This is a genomic window from Actinocrinis sp. (assembly GCF_035938995.1).
Taxonomy (GTDB): domain Bacteria; phylum Actinomycetota; class Actinomycetes; order Streptomycetales; family Catenulisporaceae; genus DASZGI01.
This window is the reverse complement of sequence record NZ_DASZGI010000110.1, coordinates 1-18478: the sequence shown is the minus strand read 5'-3', so window position 1 is coordinate 18478 and position 18478 is coordinate 1. Positions and strand designations below refer to the sequence as shown.

11 protein-coding genes and 2 tRNA genes are annotated in these 18478 nt (G+C 69.6%); 11 read left to right on the top strand and 2 right to left on the bottom strand.

Annotation, left to right across the window (positions count from 1 at the left end):
- Positions 1 to 312 precede the first annotated feature (312 nt).
- Positions 313 to 2148: a penicillin-binding transpeptidase domain-containing protein gene (locus VGZ32_RS07440; protein ID WP_326885117.1), complete on the bottom strand. Its 1836-nt coding sequence runs from the start codon at positions 2146 to 2148 to the stop codon at positions 313 to 315.
- Between the two features lie 577 nt (positions 2149 to 2725).
- Positions 2726 to 2799, bottom strand: a tRNA-Gly gene (locus VGZ32_RS07435).
- A gap of 139 nt (positions 2800 to 2938) precedes the next feature.
- Between VGZ32_RS07435 and VGZ32_RS07430 the strand changes: the two genes are divergently transcribed.
- The 11 genes from VGZ32_RS07430 to ftsY form a co-directional block, all read left to right on the top strand.
- Positions 2939 to 3012: transfer RNA gene (locus VGZ32_RS07430), tRNA-Pro, on the top strand.
- A gap of 274 nt (positions 3013 to 3286) precedes the next feature.
- Positions 3287 to 4675 carry a trigger factor gene (gene tig / locus VGZ32_RS07425; protein WP_326885116.1) on the top strand — a complete coding sequence of 463 codons (1389 nt, stop codon included), beginning with the start codon at positions 3287 to 3289 and terminating at the stop codon, positions 4673 to 4675.
- A gap of 153 nt (positions 4676 to 4828) precedes the next feature.
- Positions 4829 to 5413 carry an ATP-dependent Clp protease proteolytic subunit gene (locus VGZ32_RS07420; protein WP_326885118.1) on the top strand — a complete coding sequence of 195 codons (585 nt, stop codon included), beginning with the start codon at positions 4829 to 4831 and terminating at the stop codon, positions 5411 to 5413.
- Positions 5414 to 5445: 32 nt separating this feature from the next.
- Positions 5446 to 6096: an ATP-dependent Clp protease proteolytic subunit gene (locus VGZ32_RS07415; protein ID WP_326885115.1), complete on the top strand. Its 651-nt coding sequence runs from the start codon at positions 5446 to 5448 to the stop codon at positions 6094 to 6096.
- Between the two features lie 174 nt (positions 6097 to 6270).
- On the top strand, positions 6271 to 7560 hold the full coding sequence (gene clpX / locus VGZ32_RS07410; RefSeq protein ID WP_326885114.1) for an ATP-dependent Clp protease ATP-binding subunit ClpX: 1290 nt from the start codon (positions 6271 to 6273) through the stop codon (positions 7558 to 7560).
- A 156-nt stretch (positions 7561 to 7716) separates the two neighbouring features.
- Positions 7717 to 10371, top strand: a complete 2655-nt coding sequence (locus tag VGZ32_RS07405; protein WP_326885113.1) for a valine--tRNA ligase — start codon at positions 7717 to 7719, stop codon at positions 10369 to 10371.
- A gap of 1427 nt (positions 10372 to 11798) precedes the next feature.
- On the top strand, positions 11799 to 12011 hold the full coding sequence (locus VGZ32_RS07400) for a hypothetical protein (protein WP_349263528.1): 213 nt from the start codon (positions 11799 to 11801) through the stop codon (positions 12009 to 12011).
- Between the two features lie 336 nt (positions 12012 to 12347).
- The gene (smc, locus tag VGZ32_RS07395; RefSeq protein ID WP_326885111.1) at positions 12348 to 15956 is read left to right on the top strand and encodes a chromosome segregation protein SMC; all 3609 of its coding nucleotides are present in this window, start codon (positions 12348 to 12350) and stop codon (positions 15954 to 15956) included.
- Between the two features lie 211 nt (positions 15957 to 16167).
- Entirely contained in the window at positions 16168 to 16536 is a 369-nt protein-coding gene (locus VGZ32_RS07390; RefSeq protein ID WP_326885110.1) for a hypothetical protein, read from the top strand.
- A gap of 74 nt (positions 16537 to 16610) precedes the next feature.
- Positions 16611 to 17339: a hypothetical protein gene (locus tag VGZ32_RS07385; RefSeq protein WP_326885109.1), complete on the top strand. Its 729-nt coding sequence runs from the start codon at positions 16611 to 16613 to the stop codon at positions 17337 to 17339.
- Between the two features lie 42 nt (positions 17340 to 17381).
- On the top strand, positions 17382 to 18478 hold a 1097-nt coding region (gene ftsY, locus VGZ32_RS07380), incomplete at its 3' end, for a signal recognition particle-docking protein FtsY (RefSeq protein ID WP_326885108.1).

Sequence of the window (18478 nt, the reverse complement as noted above, 5' to 3'; positions counted from 1 at the left end):
GCCGGATGTCTCCCGGTCTCGCCTGGTCTCGTCGGTCACTTCGAGTCCCTCTCCCGTGGGCTCATGCGCCCCCAGCGCACGTTTGAGCGTTTGCTCAATCTCGGCGCCGATCGTACCCGAGGCGCCACGGATAAAAAGACGCTGCTCGCGCGCCTTGCGTTCCATCCTAATGCGGTGAATTCGGGGCACGATCCGCCTTTCGTGCCCGTGCGGGTGATTGGCGTATCGGGATGTGGCAGAACGTGCAGAGGGTGTCGGCGAAGCGCAGGCCCGGATCGGTGAGCTCCATCCGGGCCTGCGAGCGTTGTGCTGCTACATGTGCGCGAGTACGTAAGACGCCTCCGGGCCAGCGAACTGCGCGCCGAAGCCAGAGTCGATCACGACGCAGCCGATTGCGATGTCCCGGGACGGGTCATACACGACGATCCAACCGTTGTTCTTCTTGTCCTTGTTGGCGTCCGCTTCTGCGGTTCCCGTCTTGGCATAAAGTGTGCGACCCACGGAGTCGAATACGCCCGCAGCGGTGCCTTCGGTGACCACGGCACGCATCATCTGCTTAAGCGCAGCGTCCGTACCTGAGGGCAGCGGTGTGGCTGTGGCCTTGGTCACGCTGCTCACCAGATAAGGCTGGTTGAACTGGCCGGTGCCCACGGTCGCCACCACCGAGGCCATCGCCAGCGGGTTGGCCTCCACCTGACCCTGACCGAAGTTCTCCTGCGCCAGCTCGGAGCCCACCGAGTCGCCGGGCATGCCGAAGTAGGCGTTCGCGCCCAGGCCGATGTCCCACTTGAGGCCGAGCCCGAAATACGACGAGGCGGTCGAGGCCAGCTTGCCGCCTTCGAGCTGCGAGTAGAACGGCGTGAACGCGTTGTTGCAGGAGTCGGCGAAGTCCTTGAGGAACGGGGTGCCGGCGGGCTCCGACTCCTCAGGCGTTCCGGGGCCGTTCGTCGCGTTGTGGAAGGTGATGCCATCCACAGTGAAGGTGGGCGGGCAGGCCACCGGCGTGCTGACCGACACGTCGCCGTGGTTGAGCAGCGCGGCGCTAGTGACGATCTTGAAGGTAGAGCCGGGGGCGAGCGTACCGGTCAGCGCGGTATCGGGGTTCCCCGCGCTGTTCGCCACCGCCAGGATCGCGCCGGTCGACGCGCGCAGCACGACCATCGAGCTCCGCGGGTTCATCCCCACGGCGCTCTCGGCCAGCGCTTCGAGCGAAGGGCTGATGGTGGTCTTCAGCAGGGTGGCGTTCACAGGCTGCTGCAGCGTCATCGTGGTGCCCGAGACCGCGGTGCCCGACGCGTCCGTGATCTCGATCGCGACGCCCGCCGTGCCCTGCCCCGTCGGCGCTTTCTTGGTCATCGCCGCCGCTATGTTTCGCAGCGCCGCGTCCGAAGCACCCGAAAGGTTGTCCCCAGAGGCGTCCACGATCTTGCCCGCACCCGGCGGCACCGCGACCACGGCGAGCTTCTCACCGTCCGCCAGCTTCGGCGCGAGGATCGAGGCGGACCACTTCACCGACCAGCCGTCGGACTGCTTATAGGCCGTCAGATTCGAGGTGTAGTTCCACGGGAGCGTCATCGTCTGCCCGGCTTGCCCAGCCTGCGCCGCCGGCGACGGCGAAGCTGTGCCGGACGTCGCCGGCGCCAGCGACGCGGTATTGACGGACACGCTGGCGGCCACCGTGAAGGGCACGGTGCCGGACGGCAAAACGGAGCCGGTCGCTGCACCCGTGTTCGAACCCGCCGCCGAACTCGACGCCGTGGACGGCGAGCCGCTGGCACCGCTCGTGGTCGGCGATGCTCCGGCGACGACGGCGGGCTGCGGGGTCACGGTCAGCGCACTGATGTTCAGGCTGCTCTTGTACGAGGTCAGCGCGGCCAGCGCAGCGGTCGGATTGTCGGTGTATTTCGCCGCCTGCTCCAGATTTCCCGACTGCCACGCGGTGAGGAACGCGGCACCGGTCTGCTCAGCAGCCGTGGCCGGGTCGCTGCTCGTGGGCTGGAAGCTGGTGTGAGTCGGCGTGGGCGATGCTGCACCTGCGTTCGCGGATGAGTTGTGCCCCGCGCCACCTCCGCCGCCGCTCAGCGCCACGTAACCGATCAGCGCCAGCACAGCGACGCCGGCAACCGCGCCGCCGGCGATGAGCGGCATGCGACGGCTAGACGGCCCGCGGCGGTCATGAGGATGCGGGACGTACTCGGGATAAGGAGCCGGAGCGCCCTGCTCCTGGCTGATATCAATGCCCTGCGTCTGCTCGAAAGGCCGCTGCTGCGTGGTGCTCTGCGGCTGGCCGAACGCCGGCTGCTGCCCATAGCCCCGTGGCGGTTGACCGCCTCCCTGCGCCTGCGGCCCTACCCCGTACTGCCCCCACACATCATTCGCCTGCCCCTGAGGCATTGGCGGCCGCTGATGCGGCAGAGATATCTGCTGCTGCGGCATCTGATACTGAGGCAGCTGCTGATTGGGTATCGGCTGCTGAGGCGCGTTTTGCTGTCCCTGGCCCGACGGCACGCCGTCGTCCTCCCGGAACCAACCCTCATAGGGTGGACGGTCGTCGGACATCCTTCTTGTTCCCCTCCCAATTCGGCTTTGGGTCCCCGCCACGTGAAGACGCGTTGCCGACCCCGCCCGTTGCCCCCGTAGACCGATCTGTGACAACAGCGTGACGGACGGCCCGGAATCACCAGGAGCCCGGGCCGCCTTCGCAGGCGGCCCGGGCTCCTACCGGTGGAGCGGACGACGGGAATCGAACCCGCGTAGCCAGTTTGGAAGACTGGGGCTCTACCATTGAGCTACGTCCGCAAGTGCCGCCTTATCTTGCCACACCGCGGACTGAGGCAGCACACGCGTTACCCCGATCCGGCGCACACGCCTCCGAGCGCTGGCGTATCCCCGGTGCGAGCATCGCCGTCCAACCTGTACGCTTCCCTCGATCAGCCAACGGGGTGTGGCGCAGCTTGGTAGCGCGTCCGCTTTGGGAGCGGAAGGCCGTGGGTTCAAATCCCGCCACCCCGACTGCTCGGATCCCGCACTGCCGGGGTCGCTGCCACGACGCTTTTCGGGCGGGTGTCCCGAAGTGCCGGGCGGGCTGTCTTGAAGTGCACTTTTATTACTCGGCCCGGCAGCGCACGGTACGATACCGAGCGCAGGCGCGACGCGGCGTTCCCTGAGGGTGCCCGCCGTCGTGAAGAAGCCCTGGCCCGCCCGCGGAGCACCTCCCGCGGATCAGCGCCGGGCGGGCGCGGCGCCCGCGATCTTAAGAAGAAGCCCCAGCGAGGAGACCACTGCTGTGAAGAGCGCCGTCGAGACCTTGGACCCCACCCGGGTCCGGCTCACCGTCGAGGTTCCCTTCGCCGAGCTCAAGCCCAGCCTCGACACGGCGTACAAGAAGATCGCCGACCAGGTGACCGTGCCGGGCTTCCGCAAGGGCAAGGTGCCGCCCCGCGTCATCGACCAGCGGATCGGCCGCGGCGCGGTGCTCGAGGAGGCGATCAACGAAGCGCTGCCCGACCTGTACGGCAAGGCCGTCCAGGAGAACAAGCTCGAGGTGGTCGGCCGCCCCGAGGTCGAGGTCACCGAGTTCGCCGACGGCGAGCAGCTGAAGTTCACCGCCGAGGTGGACGTGCGCCCCGAGTTCGACCTGCCCGACTACAAGGGCGTCGAGGTCGAGGTGGACGACGTCGAGGTCCCCGACTCCGACGTGGACGAGCAGGTCGAGGCGCTGCGCAAGCGTTTCGGCACGCTCACCGGAGTCGAGCGGGCGGTGGAGACCGGCGACTATGTCACCCTCGACCTGGTCGCCACCATCGACGGCGAGACCCTCGAGGACGGCACCGCCGCCGGCATCTCCTACGAGGTCGGCTCGAACAACATGGTCGACGGCCTGGACGAGGCCATCGCCGGCAAGAGCGCCGGGGAGTCCGCCGAGTTCGTCTCCAAGCTGGTCGGCGGCTCGCACGCGGGCGAGGAGGCCGACATCAAGGTCGACGTCACCGCGGTCAAGGCCCGCGAGCTGCCCCCGCTGGACGACGACTTCGCCCAGCTGGCCAGCGAGTTCGACACCCTGGAGGAGCTGCGCGACGACATCCGCGCGCGGCTGACCCGGGCCAAGACCTTCGAGCAGGGCGCCCAGGCGCGGGACAAGGTGCTCGAGGCGGTGCTCGGCCAGACCGACTTCCCGCTGCCGGTCAAGGCCGTGGAGTCCGAGATCGCCTGGCGCAACGAGCAGCTCGACCAGCAGATCAAGGCGGCCGGGCTGACCCGCGAGGGCTTCCTGCGGCTCCAGGACCAGGACGCCGAGGCGTTCGCCGCGGAGCAGGAGAAGCAGGTGCGCGACGGCATGAAGGCCCAGTTCGTGCTGGATCGGCTCGCCGACTCCGAGGAGCTGAGCGTCAACCAGGCGGAGCTGACCCAGCACGTGATCCAGCGGGCGTCCAACTCCGGGATGACCCCGGATCAGTTCGCGAAGTCCGTGGCCGATTCCGGCCAGATCTCGGCGCTCGTCGGCGAGGTGCGCCGGGGCAAGGCGCTCCAGCTGATCCTGGATAACGCGCAGATCAAGGACGCCTCGGGCAACACCGTGGACCTGTCCGCGCTCAGCACCCCGGCCCTCGAAGACGGCCCCGACGCCTTCGGCCGCAACCCCGGTGAAGAGCACTACGGACACGAACACGCCTAGAACTTTCTGCGGCGGCTACGCCTAGAGCGAACAAGCGGCCCTAATCCGTCGACCTGTTGGTGAGACGGGTTAGGGTCGCTTTGAGTAGACGAGTCTTCCGACGCGAGACAGGTGGATGACGTGACGAATCCTTACCCGGGCGGTGCGCACCGGATGGCGTCTTTCGACGGGCCTCTCGGCCTGAACGACCAGGTGTTCAACCGGCTATTACGCAACCGCATCGTCTTCCTCGGCGCGATGGTCGACGACGACATCGCCAATACCCTGTGCGCCCAGCTGCTCCTGCTGAACGCGGAGGACCCGGAGAAGGACATCTGGTTCTACATTAACTCGCCCGGCGGCTCGGTCACCGCGGGTCTGGCGATCTACGACACGATGCAGCTGATCAGCAACAACGTCGCCACCGTGGCGCTGGGCATGGCCGCCTCGATGGGCCAGTTCCTGCTCACCGCGGGCGCCGCGGGCATGCGGTACGCCCTGCCCAACGCGGAGATCCTGCTGCACCAGGGCTCGGCCGGCCTCGGCGGCTCGGCTTCCGACATCAAGATCCAGGCCGAGCGGCTGCTGCGCAGCAAGCGCCGGATGATCGAGCTGACCTCGCTGCACACCGGCCAGACGCAGGCGAAGGTGGAGAAGGACTCGGACCGCGACCACTGGTTCTCCGCCGAGGAGGCCAAGGAGTACGGCCTGATCGACAAGATCTTCACCACCGCCGAGCACTCCGGCCCGAACGCCTGACCGCCCGCGCACGAGACGAGGAATCAGCCACCATGTCCGCACACCTCTCGGCCGGGCTGCGCCACGAGGCCCGCTACGTCCTGCCCCACTTCATCGAGCGCACCAGCCAGGGCATCCGCGAGTACGACCCGTACGCCAAGCTGTTCGAGGAGCGCATCATCTTCCTCGGCGTTCAGATCGACGACGCCTCCGCCAACGACGTGATGGCCCAGCTGATCACGCTGGAGTCGATGGACCCGGACCGCGACATCATCATGTACATCAACTCGCCCGGCGGATCGTTCACCGCGCTGACCGCCATCTACGACACGATGCAGTTCGTGAAGCCGGACGTGCAGACCGTCTGCATCGGCCAGGCCGCCTCGGCCGCCGCGGTGCTCCTCGCAGCGGGCACGAAGGGCAAGCGCCTGGCTCTGCCGAACTCCAGGATCCTGATCCACCAGCCCTACACCGAGACCGGCCGCGCCGACCTCAACGACCTGGAGATCCAGGCCAACGAGATCCTGCGGATGCGCGCCCTGCTCGAGTTCATGCTGGCCAAGCACAGCGGCCGCACCGAGGAGCAGGTGCGCGAAGACATCGAGCGGGACAAGATTCTGACGGCGACTCAGGCGGTCGAGTACGGGCTGATCGACCAGGTCATCACCAGCCGCGCGGAAGGCATGGCGCGCGAGGCGCGCTGAGCCGTCGACCGCGCACTCCCCGGGCGCATGCCAGCGCCCCGGGGCAGGCCGGTCGCCGCCATTGCGCGTCGGCCTGCCCCCGTTCCAGCCCTGAAAGCGGTACCTTCTTGAGTGAGGGCTTTTTCGGCCCCGCCGGACGGCACCGCCGGCGTCGAGGCGAAGGAGATCCACCCCGTGGCACGCATCGGTGAGGGCGACCTGCTCAAGTGCTCCTTTTGCGGGAAGAGCCAGAAGCAGGTCAAGAAGCTGATCGCCGGTCCCGGCGTGTACATCTGCGACGAGTGCATCGATCTGTGCAACGAGATCATCGAGGAGGAGCTGGCCGGCTCGGCCGAGCACCGGTGGTCTGAGCTGCCCAAGCCGCGGGAGATCTACGACTTCCTGGACCAGTACGTGATCGGGCAGGACGCCGCGAAGAAGGCGCTGTCCGTGGCGGTCTACAACCACTACAAGCGGGTCCAGGCGGGTGACACCGGGCGCGCCTCGCGGGACGAGGCGGTGGAGCTGGCCAAGTCGAACATCCTGCTGCTCGGCCCGACCGGCTCCGGCAAGACCTTTCTCGCCCAGACGCTCGCACGCATGCTCGACGTCCCGTTCGCCATCGCCGACGCCACCGCGCTCACCGAGGCGGGTTACGTCGGCGAGGACGTGGAGAACATCCTGCTGCGCCTGATCCAGGCCGCCGACTTCGACGTGAAGAAGGCGGAGACCGGGATCATCTACATCGACGAGGTCGACAAGATCGCCCGCAAGAGCGAGAACCCGTCGATCACCCGCGACGTCTCCGGCGAGGGCGTGCAGCAGGCGCTGCTGAAGATATTGGAGGGCACGATCGCGGCGGTGCCCCCGCAGGGCGGCCGCAAGCACCCGCACCAGGAGTTCATCCAGATCGACACCACGAACGTGCTGTTCATCGTGGGCGGCGCGTTCGCCGGGCTGGAGCGGATCATCCAGGGCCGGGTCGGCAAGCAGGGCATCGGCTTCGGCGCCCAGCTGCGCAGCCGGGCCGAGCTGGACTCGCCGGACGTGTTCGGCGAGGTCATGCCGGAGGACCTGATCAAGTTCGGGATGATCCCGGAGTTCATCGGCCGGCTCCCGGTGATCACCACGGTGGAGAACCTGGACCGCGAGTCGCTGCGGCGCATCCTGGTCGAGCCGAAGAACGCGCTGATCCGCCAGTACCAGCACCTGATGGCGCTGGACGGGGTCGAGCTGGAGTTCTCCGACGACGCGGTGGAGGCCATCGCGGACCTGGCGATCCTGCGCGGCACCGGCGCACGCGGCCTGCGCGCGATCATGGAAGAGGTGCTCCTGTCGGTCATGTACGAGGTGCCCTCGCGCCGCGACGTGGCCCAGGTGCTCATCACCGCCGAGTCGGTGAAGGAGCACGCGAACCCGACCCTGATTCCGCGCGACTCGCGCCGCCCCGCGCAGACCCACACGCCGCGCGAGAAGTCCGCGTAGCACGACAGGCCGCCGGCGAAGGTCCGGCGGCCTCTTCGTCCGGCTGCCGTCCCCCCGGCGCGAAAGTCCGTCACCTCGCCACTGAGTTATCCACAGATCCCTGCTCCCGCTCGCAAATCGTTCGGGGCGCGCCTCCGCGATCCGTAGAATCGAGGCGTGACCGAATCGACTTCCCCCCCGAGCCAGGGCGCCCCCGCGGACGCCGCCGCCACCCTGCCGCCGCAGTATGCGCCCGCGCAGGTCGAGGGGAAGCTGTACGAGCGCTGGGTAGCCGCCGGCTACTTCGAGGCGGACGCCAAGAGCGACCGGCCCGCGCACACCATCGTGATCCCGCCGCCGAACGTGACCGGCTCGCTGCATATCGGCCACGCCCTCGACATGACGCTGCAGGACGCGATCACCCGCCGCAAGCGGATGCAGGGCTATGAGACGCTCTGGCTGCCCGGGATGGACCACGCGGGCATCGCCACCCAGAATGCGGTGGAGAAGGCGCTCGGCCAGGAAGGCCTGTCCCGGCACGATCTGGGCCGTGAGGCCTTTGTGGAGCGGGCCTGGCAGTGGAAGGCCGAGTACGGCGGCCGCATCCTGAACCAGATCCGGCGGCTGGGCGCGTCGGTGGACTGGACCCGCGAGCGGTTCACCCTCGACGCGGGGCTCTCCCGGGCCGTGCAGACCGTCTTCAAGGCGATGTACGACGACGGCCTGATCTACCGCGCCGAGCGGATCATCAACTGGTGCCCGCGCTGCATGACCGCCCTGTCCGACATCGAGGTGGACCACCACGAGGACGAGGGCGAGCTCGTGTCGATCCGCTACGGCGACGGCGCGAACGCCATCGTGGTGGCCACCACCCGGGCCGAGACGATGCTGGGCGACACCGCGGTGGCCGTGCACCCCGACGACGCGCGCTACCGGCACCTCGTGGGCACCGAGGTGGAGATCCCGTTCACCGGGCGCCGGGTGCCGATCGTGGCCGACCCGCACGTGGACCCCGAGTTCGGGACCGGCGCGGTGAAGGTGACCCCGGCGCACGACCCGAACGACTTCGAGATCGGCCAGCGGCACGGCCTGCCGTCACTGCTGATCATGGACGAGCGCGGAGTGATCACCGCGCACGGGCCCTTTGAGGGCCTGGACCGGTTCGAGGCGCGTCCGGCGGTGGTGCGGGCGCTGCGCGAGGAGGGCCGGATCGTCGCGGAGAAGCGCCCATACCTGCACGCGGTGGGCCACTGCTCGCGCTGCGACACCGTGGTGGAGCCGCGCCTGTCGCTGCAGTGGTGGGTGCGCGTGTCGCCGCTGGCGGCCGAGGCCTCCGCCGCCGTGCGGGACGGCCGGGTGCGCATCCATCCGCAGGAGATGGAGCCGCGGTACTTCCAGTGGACGGACAACCTGCTGGACTGGTGCATTTCCCGGCAGCTGTGGTGGGGCCACCGGATCCCGGTGTGGTACGGGCCGAACGGCGAGACGGTATGCGTGGGGCCGGAGGAGGAGACTCCGGGCGAGGGCTGGACCCAGGATCCCGACGTGCTCGACACCTGGTTCTCCTCCGGGCTGTGGCCGTTCTCCACCATGGGCTGGCCGGACGACACCGAGGACCTGCGCAAGTTCTATCCGACCACCGTGCTGGTGACCGGCTATGACATCCTGTTCTTCTGGGTCGTGCGGATGATGATGTTCGGTCTGTACGCGATGAAGGAGCGGGGGCCGCAGGAGTCTGTGCCCTTCCGCACCGTGTCGCTGCACGGGTTGGTGCGGGACAAGTTCGGCAAGAAGATGTCGAAGTCCCGCGGCAACGGCGTGGACCCGTTGGAGTGGATGGACAACTACGGCTCCGACGCGGTGCGCTTCACCCTGGCCCGCGGCGCGAATCCGGGCGCCGACCTGGCCACCAGCGAGGAGTGGGCGCAGGGCTCGCGCAACTTCTGCAACAAGATCTGGAACGCGACCCGCTTCGCGTTGATGAACGGCGCTGCGCCGGCCCCGCCGCCCGCGCGGGAGCGCCTGTCCGCGGTGGATCGCTGGATCCTGTCGCGGCTGACCACGGTGACCGCCGAGGTCGACGCGTATATGGAGGACTACCAGCACGCGAAGGCATGCGAGGCGCTGTACCACTTCGCCTGGGACGAGGTGTTCGACTGGTACGTGGAGCTGGCCAAGGGGCCGCTCGCGCGCGGCGGCGACGAGGCCGAGGCCACGCGCGCGGTGCTGGGACACGTGTTGGACGTGACACTGCGGCTGCTGCACCCGTACATCCCGTACGTGACCGAGGAACTGTGGACCGCGCTCACCGGTCAGGAGTCGGTGGTGATCGCGGCCTGGCCGATCGCCGACGAGAACCTCCGCGACCCGGAGGCCGAGGCGGAGATCCTGGCGCTCCAGGAGGCCGTGACCGAGGTGCGCCGGTTCAGAGCGGATCAGGGCTTGAAGGTGGGCCAAAGGGTGGCGGCCAGGCTGGCGCTGTCCGGAGCCCTCGCCAAGCACGAGGCGGAGATCCGGGCCCTAGCGCGCCTGACCGAGCCGGACGGAGAAGGAAGCTTCCAGGCGACCGCGGCGCTCCAAACAGCGCAGGCGACGGTGGAGCTGGACCTGTCCGGCGCGATCGACGTCAAGGCCGAGCGAGCGCGCCTGACCAAGGACCGAGAGGCAGCACGCAAGGAGATCGAAAGCGCGGAGGCGAAGCTCGCCAACGCCGGCTTCCTGGCAAAGGCGCCCGAGCCAGTGGTCGCGAAGATCCGCACCCGCCTCGCCGGCGCCCAAGCCGACCTCGCCCGGATCACCACCCAACTGGAAGCGCTTCCGGCAGCGGAGTAGGCGTTCCGCGGGGGCGCGGGCGGCGGGCGCAGCAGCACGACAGGCAGCGCAGCGACAGGACTGGCGGTTACGCCTTGGCTTGGTGCTGGCAGCGGCCATGGGTGGCGCCGTCGACCACGGCTTAACTGGCTGCGCTCCCGGCAGCCGAGTAGAGGCGTGTCCGCGGGCGCGCCGGTGTTGGGCGCAGCAGCACGACAGGCAGCGCAGCGTCAGGATCGGCGGCGCAGCGGCGCGACCGGCGGTCACGTCGTGGTTCGGCGTCGGCCGCGGTCGTGGGTGACGCTGTCGACCATGGCCCAACTGGCTGCGCTCCTGGCAGTGGGTTAGGCGTATCCGCGGGGCGCGGGTGGCGGGCGCAGCAGTACGACGGGCGGCGCAATGACAGGGCCGGCGGCGCAGCGGCGCGACCGGCGGCTACGCCGTGGTTCGGCGCCGGTAGCGGTTATGGGTGGTGCGGTCGACCGTGGCTCAACTGGCTGCGCTCCTGCAGCCGAGTAGGTGTGGGGCAGCATCGCGACTGGCTGTGCCGAGTTCAGTCTCGGCACAGCCGGTGGTCGCGGTCGATGGGGAGTCGTTGGTTGGCTCAACTGGACGTGCTCGGGGCGCTGAGCAGACGCGGGCGCGGCGGCACGCACTACTAGCCGTGCCGAGTCTCTGGCGGTGCCGAGTTTCTGGCGGTGCTGAGTTTCTGGCGGTGCTGAGTTCCGGCGCTGTCCAGTTTCCGGCCGCTGTCGAGCTTCTTCTCTGCGCGGTCGGTGATCGGTACGGTCGGTGGTCGCGGTTGGCTGCCGTGCCCTCAGCTGGCTTAGCTCGTCAGGGATCGCCGGAAACGTTGCCGGAACCTCGGCGTCATCTTCGATGCCGCCCCGCGTGACCCTCCATGCCGCCCTGCACCACCCCCAATGCCCGCGTCCCGCTCGGCCGTTCGCGTGTTGTTTGCGGCCGGGACGGATGCGGAGCGTGTCCGGGTTCTGCGCTGATCCGCTGCGCGCGGGTTGCGATCTTCGCGACTCGTGCGGACACTTGTCCTATATACGCTGCGCTCAGGGTGGTTTTCGGGCCCGCGGTGATCTGCTCCAGAACCTTGGCTTCACCAAACGGCCCATCAGAGTGCCCAGTCGGCGTGACGCCCAAACCTTCGGCGGTCACGAACGGCATCTCGGATTTGACCCTGGCACCGGATGGTGAGACGCTAGAAGCCCGCGCACCTGTCGTTTTTACTGTGAGGATGTCGGTAGGCAGCCGTGTTTGCACGGTCCGCGCTCGGGCTGGCTTCAGCGGTTTTCCGGCCACGCTCCAGCGCCCGGCCGGGCACCCCAAGCTCCCGCCGAATCCCCGCCCCGCAGTGCGACTCGGAGCGCGCAATGACCTCACGTGACACGGCGGCTAAGAAGCCGTGTCGGTCACTCAGCGTGGAGGACCTTGGAATGGCTAAGGCGCTACTCGGACACCTCGGGGGGACAGACCCGCGGATTGTCGGCGAGATGCGGCGGTTGCAGCAGCGTGTACGCGACCTCGAAGATCAGCTTAATCGTGTGAAGGCTGAGAACGACACGCTTGCGGCAGCGGCTCACACCGCATCGTTCGACCCCGACCTGTTCGCCGCCACTGTTGCCGAGCGGGAGCCCGCGCTGACCTGACCCGCCTGGACGGGCGGGCTGCCAGGTCGCAGGACGGCGGAACCCGAAAAACGCGAAGGGACGCGATCCGCGTCCCTTCTTCGTTTGTTCGCGGCGGCACCTTTTGCGTCCTTGCGTCTGCTTGCCTCGTCTGGCCTCTTCTGCTCTCGTCTGTGCGCCCTTGTCTCTCGAGCACCCGGATCAACCGAGAGGCACGGGGGTTCCCGGTTTCGCGCGGTTGCCGCGCGGTACTACTTTCCGCTGCTTGTGTCCCGAGTCGGCCGTCCGCGCCACCCCTCCAGGTACGCTCTAGGGATACGCAACACATCTGTGTCCGGCCGCTAGGAATCCGACGACGTGTATCTGAAGAGCATGACCCTGCGGGGATTCAAGTCGTTCGCGTCGGCCACGACCCTGCGCTTCGAGCCGGGGATCACCTGTGTCGTCGGTCCGAACGGCTCGGGCAAGTCCAACGTCGTGGACGCCCTCGCCTGGGTGATGGGGGAGCAGGGCGCCAAGTCGCTGCGCGGCGGCAAGATGGAGGACGTGATCTTCGCGGGCACCTCGGGCCGCCCGCCGCTCGGCCGGGCCGAGGTCACCCTCACCATCGACAACACCGACGGCGCCTTGCCGATCGACTACACCGAGGTCACCATCTCGCGGATCATGTTCCGCAACGGCGGCTCCGAGTACGCGATCAACGGCTCGTCCTGCCGCCTGCTCGACATCCAGGAACTGCTCTCCGACTCCGGCATCGGCCGCGAGATGCACGTGATCGTCGGACAGGGCCAGCTCGACGCTGTCCTGCAGGCCGGTCCCGAGGAGCGCCGCGCCTTCGTCGAGGAGGCCGCCGGCGTGCTCAAGCACCGCAAGCGCAAGGAAAAGGCGCTGCGCAAGCTCGACGCGATGCAGGCCAACCTGACCCGGATCACCGACCTGACCACCGAGCTGCGCCGCCAGCTCAAGCCCCTGGGACGCCAGGCCGAGGTGGCTCGCCGCGCCGCCGTCATCCAGGCCGACCTGCGCGACGCCCGGCTGCGCCTGCTGGCCGATGATCTGACCGGTCTGCGCGCCGCGTACGAGAAGGAGACCGCCGACGACACGGCGATCCGCGTCCTGCGCGCCGAGCTCGAACGCGAGTACGCCCAGTGCCAGGCCAAGGAGACCGAGCTCGAGCACGAGGTCCAGGAGCTGGTCCCGCATCTGGCGGCGGCTCAGGAGGCGTGGTACCGCCTCTCCTCCCTGCGCGAGCGGCTGCGCGGCACGGCCTCGCTCGCCGGGGAGCGGGTGCGCAACCTCGGCCAGCTCGCTCAGGGCGAGGACCCCGCGGAGCGACGCGGCCGGGATCCGGAGGACATGCAGCGCGAGGCCGCGCGCATCCGCGAACAGGAAGAGGCGCTGGCCGAGGAGATCGCCCAGGCCCAGGATGTACTCGCCGAGGCGGTGAACCGCCGGGGCGAGGCCGAAGCCGCCCTCGCCACCGAGGAGAAGCGCCTGGCCGCCGCCGTCCGCTCGGCCGCCGACCGTCGGGAGAATCTGGCGAAGCTGGCCGGACGGGTCGGCGCGGTCAAGTCCAGGGCGGGCGCCGCGGACGCCGAAATCGGCCGCATCGCCGCCGCGCACGACGATGCGCGGGAGCGGGCCGCCGCCGTCCAGCGCGAGTACGACCTGCTCAAGGCCGACGTCGAGGACATCGACGGCGGCGAGGGCCTGGACGCCGAGGTCGAGGCGGCCACCGAGGCGGTCGCCACCGCCGAGGACCGGCTGACCTCCCTGCGCGCCGCCGAACGCGACGCCGAGCGGGAGCGGGCCGCCCTCGCCGCCCGCAAGGAAGCGCTCGAACTCGGCCTCAACCGCAAGGACGGCGCCGGCGCGCTGCTCGCCGCCACCGACCGGCTCTCCGGGCTGCTCGGCTCCATCGCCGCGATACTGACGGTCGCTCAGGGCGCCGAGGCCGCGGTGGCCGCGGCGCTCGGGCTGGCCGCCGACGCGGTCGCCGTCTCCTCCCCGGACAGCGCGGTCAACGCCATCCGGCTGCTGAAGTCCGAAGACAAGGGACGCGCGGCGATCCTGGTCGGTGGAGCTCCCGAGGACGACCGCCTCGCCTCCTGGCCCGACCTGCCGCCGTACGCCAAGTACGCGGTCGAGTTGGTGACCGTGCCGGACGAGATGCGCGCCTCGCTGCGCCGGCTGCTGCGCGGCGTGGCGATAGTGGACGACCTCGGCGAGGCCTCGTCGCTGATCGCTGCACACCCCGACCTGGTGGCCGTCACCCGCGACGGCGACGTGCTCAGCCGGCATCTCGCGCAGGGCGGCTCCTCCTCGGCGCCGTCGCTACTCGAGGTCCAGGCCGCCGTCGATGAGGCGGCCGAGAAGCTCCTGGGCGCCGGCGAGCGCGCCCGCAGGCTGCGCGGTGAGCTCGAGGAGGCCACCGAACAGCAGCGGACCGCGAAGCAGACCCTTGACGGCCTGCTCGCCCAGCGCCGCGCCGCCGACGCCCAGAAAGCCTCCGTCGCCCAGCAGCTCGGCCGGCTCGGCGGCCAGGCCCGCGCCGCCCTCGGCGAGGTCGAGCGCTACGCCAAGGCCCTCGAAGCCGCTCAGGGCGCCCAAGAGAAGGACCTCCAGGCGCTGGCCGACCTCGAGATGCAGCACGAGGAGGCGGTTGCCGTCGCCGAGGCCCTGGAGGAGGACTTCGACCTGGCCCCGGACGGCCGCGCCGAGCTGTCCGCCGAAGCCACCGCCGCCCGCGCTGCCGAAATGGAGGCGCGGCTGGCCGTGCGCACCGGGGAGGAGCGCGCCCGCTCGCTGGCCGGACGCGCCGACGCGCTCGACCGCGCCGCAGCGCAGGAGCGCGAAGCCCGGACCCGGGCGGCGCAGCGGCGGGATCGTGCCGCACGGCAGGCGGAGGTCGCCCGCGCCGTGGCCTCCGGCGTCCGCCAGACCCTCGTCTGCCTTGAGGTCTCGCTGAGCCGCGCCGGTATGGAGCGCGAGGCGGCCGAGCGCGACCGGGCCGAGCGCGAGGCGGCGCTTCACGTCGTGCGCGGCCGGGTTCGTGAGCTGACCGGCGAACTGGAGAAGCTGACCGACTCGGTGCACCGCGACGAGGTGGCCCGCGCGGAAAAGCGCATGCGCATCGAACAGCTCGAAGCGCGCGCTATGGAGGAGTTCGGCGTCACCGTCGAGGCGCTGGTCGAGGAGTACGGCCCGGACCGGCCGGTGCCGCCGCCTGCTGCCCAGATCGCAGCGTCGCATCTCGGCGGGGGGGACGACCCCGACGACCCGCGCAACGCCCCGGTGCCCTTCAAGCGTGCCGAGCAGGAGAAGCGGCTGCGCCAGGCCGAGAAGGACTACGCGGCCCTGGGCAAGATCAACCCGCTCGCGCTCGAGGAGTTCGCCGCCCTCGAAGAACGCTACAAGTTCCTCAACGAACAGCTCGAGGACCTCAAAAAGACCCGCACCGACCTGCTCCAGGTGGTCAGGGAGGTGGACGAGCGGGTGCAACAGGTCTTCGCCGAGGCGTACGCCGACACCGCCCGCGAGTTCGAGGGCGTGTTCGCCCGACTGTTCCCGGGCGGCGAGGGCAAGCTCTTCCTGACCGACCCCGAGGACATGCTCACCACCGGCATCGAGGTCGAGGCGCGGCCGCCGGGCAAGAAGGTCAAGCGGCTGTCCCTGCTGTCCGGTGGCGAGCGCTCGCTCACCGCCGTCGCCCTGCTGGTCGCCATCTTCAAGGCGCGCCCCTCGCCGTTCTACGTGATGGACGAGGTCGAGGCGGCGCTCGACGACACCAACCTGCAGCGGCTGATCCGGATCTTCGAGGAGTTGCGCGAGTCCTCGCAGCTGATCGTGATCACCCATCAGAAGCGGACCATGGAGGTTGCCGACGCGCTCTACGGCGTGTCGATGCGCGGCGACGGCATCACCACCGTCATCTCGCAGCGGCTGCGCGACACGGCGGCTGCTTAAGACCGACTCTGCCTAAGACAGACGCTGCTTGAGGCAGATACCTCCTGAGCCCCGGTCTGTTGAGCCACCGGTCCGTTTCGCCCCACATCAGGGTTCTGTGCCTGATTGGGCCGGGCGGCCGCATTCGCTCGCGCATACACCGCCCTGTCGCCGCTGCGGAGTATGCTCCCGGACGCATGCGTTTAGGGAGGATGGCTGCCAGGGGGTTTCGGTGACCGACCATCAGATTGGCGACACCACGCTCGACGGGGATGACGCAGCGGACGGGGACACTGCGGAGGGGTCGGCGTGCCGGCCGCTGCCGGGCGTCGACCCGGCCGCGGTCTCAGCGTTCGTGGCCGCGCTCGATGCGGCGCGCACGACGCTGCTCGAGGTTCCGACGCGGCTGGAAGCGGCCCGCGTACACGACGACGCGTTCGGCAAGCTCATCGACGCGCACAAGGTCCGCGACGCCTATCACGAGCGGCTTCCGGCGACGGAGCGGAACATCACCGAGGCCTGCGAGGTCATCGAACACCTGACCGGTGAGTTCGCCGCGGTACCCGCGCAGCACGATGACGTCGCCTCAGAGGCCGCCTGATGAAGCGTCTGGAGCGTGGGCCTGAAGAAGCGCACGAACACCGTCTGCCTTGGCGCCACCGCTACGACCAGGCGGTGGACGACCCAGAGGCGGCCCGCTGCCAGGTCCGGGAGCGGCTCGACGAGGAGGCGCTTGCCGAACTCGGCCGAAAGCACCTGTCCCACTTCCACATCCCGGCGATCCCGATCCCGGGCATCGGGACGCTGGAGAAGAAACTGATCTTCTACGTCTGCGACCACACCGGCGCGCCGAACCCCTTCCACACGCTCGAACGCGTCACCGGTGACTGTGTGGCGCTCCAGGCGGCCGAACACGTGTGGGCCGACGTCTACCGCGACATCCTGGCGGTCTCCGACGCGCTTCGCGCCTCCGGAGCCCCGCTGCGCGAGAACTGGTCCGGCCTGGAGGCCGAGCGCTTCGCCACGGCGCTGGACGCGTACCTGGAAGGACTCGACGCGCTGGCTGGATCGGTGCGCACCACCTGGGAGTGCATCCGGGCGATCCGCAGCGAGGCGCAACTGGCCGAGGGCACCATCCAGATGCTGATCAACATCATGATCGGCTCGCTCGGCGGGATGCTCGTCGCGGAACTGATGACGGCTGGCACGGTCACCCCGGTCGCGGCCGCCCAGGTGCAGGTGGAACTGGCATACGTGGCCAAGAAGATCGCCTTCATCGGCGGCAAGCTCAACATGGTCCAGTCCGACATCTGCAAGGTTCTCGACGCCGTTCACGGCTTCAAGCGGGTGGAGGCCATGCGCTTTGTGTTCGACGTCGCGCCCGGGGTAACCAGTCTGCTGTAACCGCGCGCCCGAGCACCCTCCACCGCTTGAGAGAATGGCCTCATGGAGACAGTGATCATCGTCATCGCCGCCGTCCTCGCCGTGGTGGTGGTCGGGGCGCTCGTCGGCTACCTGCGCACCACGTCCGGGCGCCGGGTCAAGCCTCAGGTCGAGCAGCCCGAGGCCCAGCGGCCCCCGGTCGAGCAGGCCGCGCCGCCTGCTGTCTCCGCGCCCACTCCCGCGCCGGCGACAACAGCCCCGGCGACAAGGGCCCCGACGCCCGAGGCCCCGGCTGCCCCTGCCCCGCTCCTGCTCGACGTCCCCGAGCCCACGGCCGGCCGCCTCGTGCGCCTGCGCGGTCGGCTGGCCCGCTCCAACAGCGCGGTCGGCAAGGGGCTGCTCACCCTGCTCTCCCGGGACAAGCTCGACGAGGACACCTGGCAGGAGATCGAGGATGTGCTGCTGACCAGCGACGTCGGCGTCGCCCCGACGCAGGAACTGGTCGAGCGGCTGCGCACCCGGGTCCGCGTGCTCGGCTCGCGCACTCCCGACGACCTGCGCGCGCTGCTGCGCGAGGAGCTGATCGCGCTCATCGGCCCGGCCGCCGACCGCACTGTCCACTCGGTGCGCGCCGACGGCGAGGGCCCGGCCGTCGTCCTCGTCGTCGGCGTCAACGGTGTGGGGAAGACCACCACGACCGGCAAGCTGGCCCGGGTCCTGGTCGCCGACGGACGTTCGGTGGTGCTGGGCGCGGCCGACACCTTCCGCGCCGCCGCCGCCGACCAGCTCGAGACCTGGGGCCGGCGGGTCGGCGCGACCACCGTGCGCGGCCCGGAGGGCGCCGACCCCGCGTCCGTCGCGTTCGACGCGGTGAAGAAGGCGAAGGAGACCGGCGTCGACACCGCGCTGATCGACACCGCAGGCCGGTTGCACACCAAGGTCGGCCTGATGGACGAGCTCGGCAAGGTCAAGCGGGTGGTGGAGAAGCACGGCCCGGTCGACGAGGTGCTGCTCGTGTTGGACGCGACGACCGGCCAGAACGGCATGGTGCAGGCGCGGGTCTTCCGCGAGGTGGTCGACATCAGCGGCATCGTGCTGACGAAGCTCGACGGCACCGCGAAGGGCGGCATCGTGATCGCGGTGCAGCGCGAGCTGGGCGT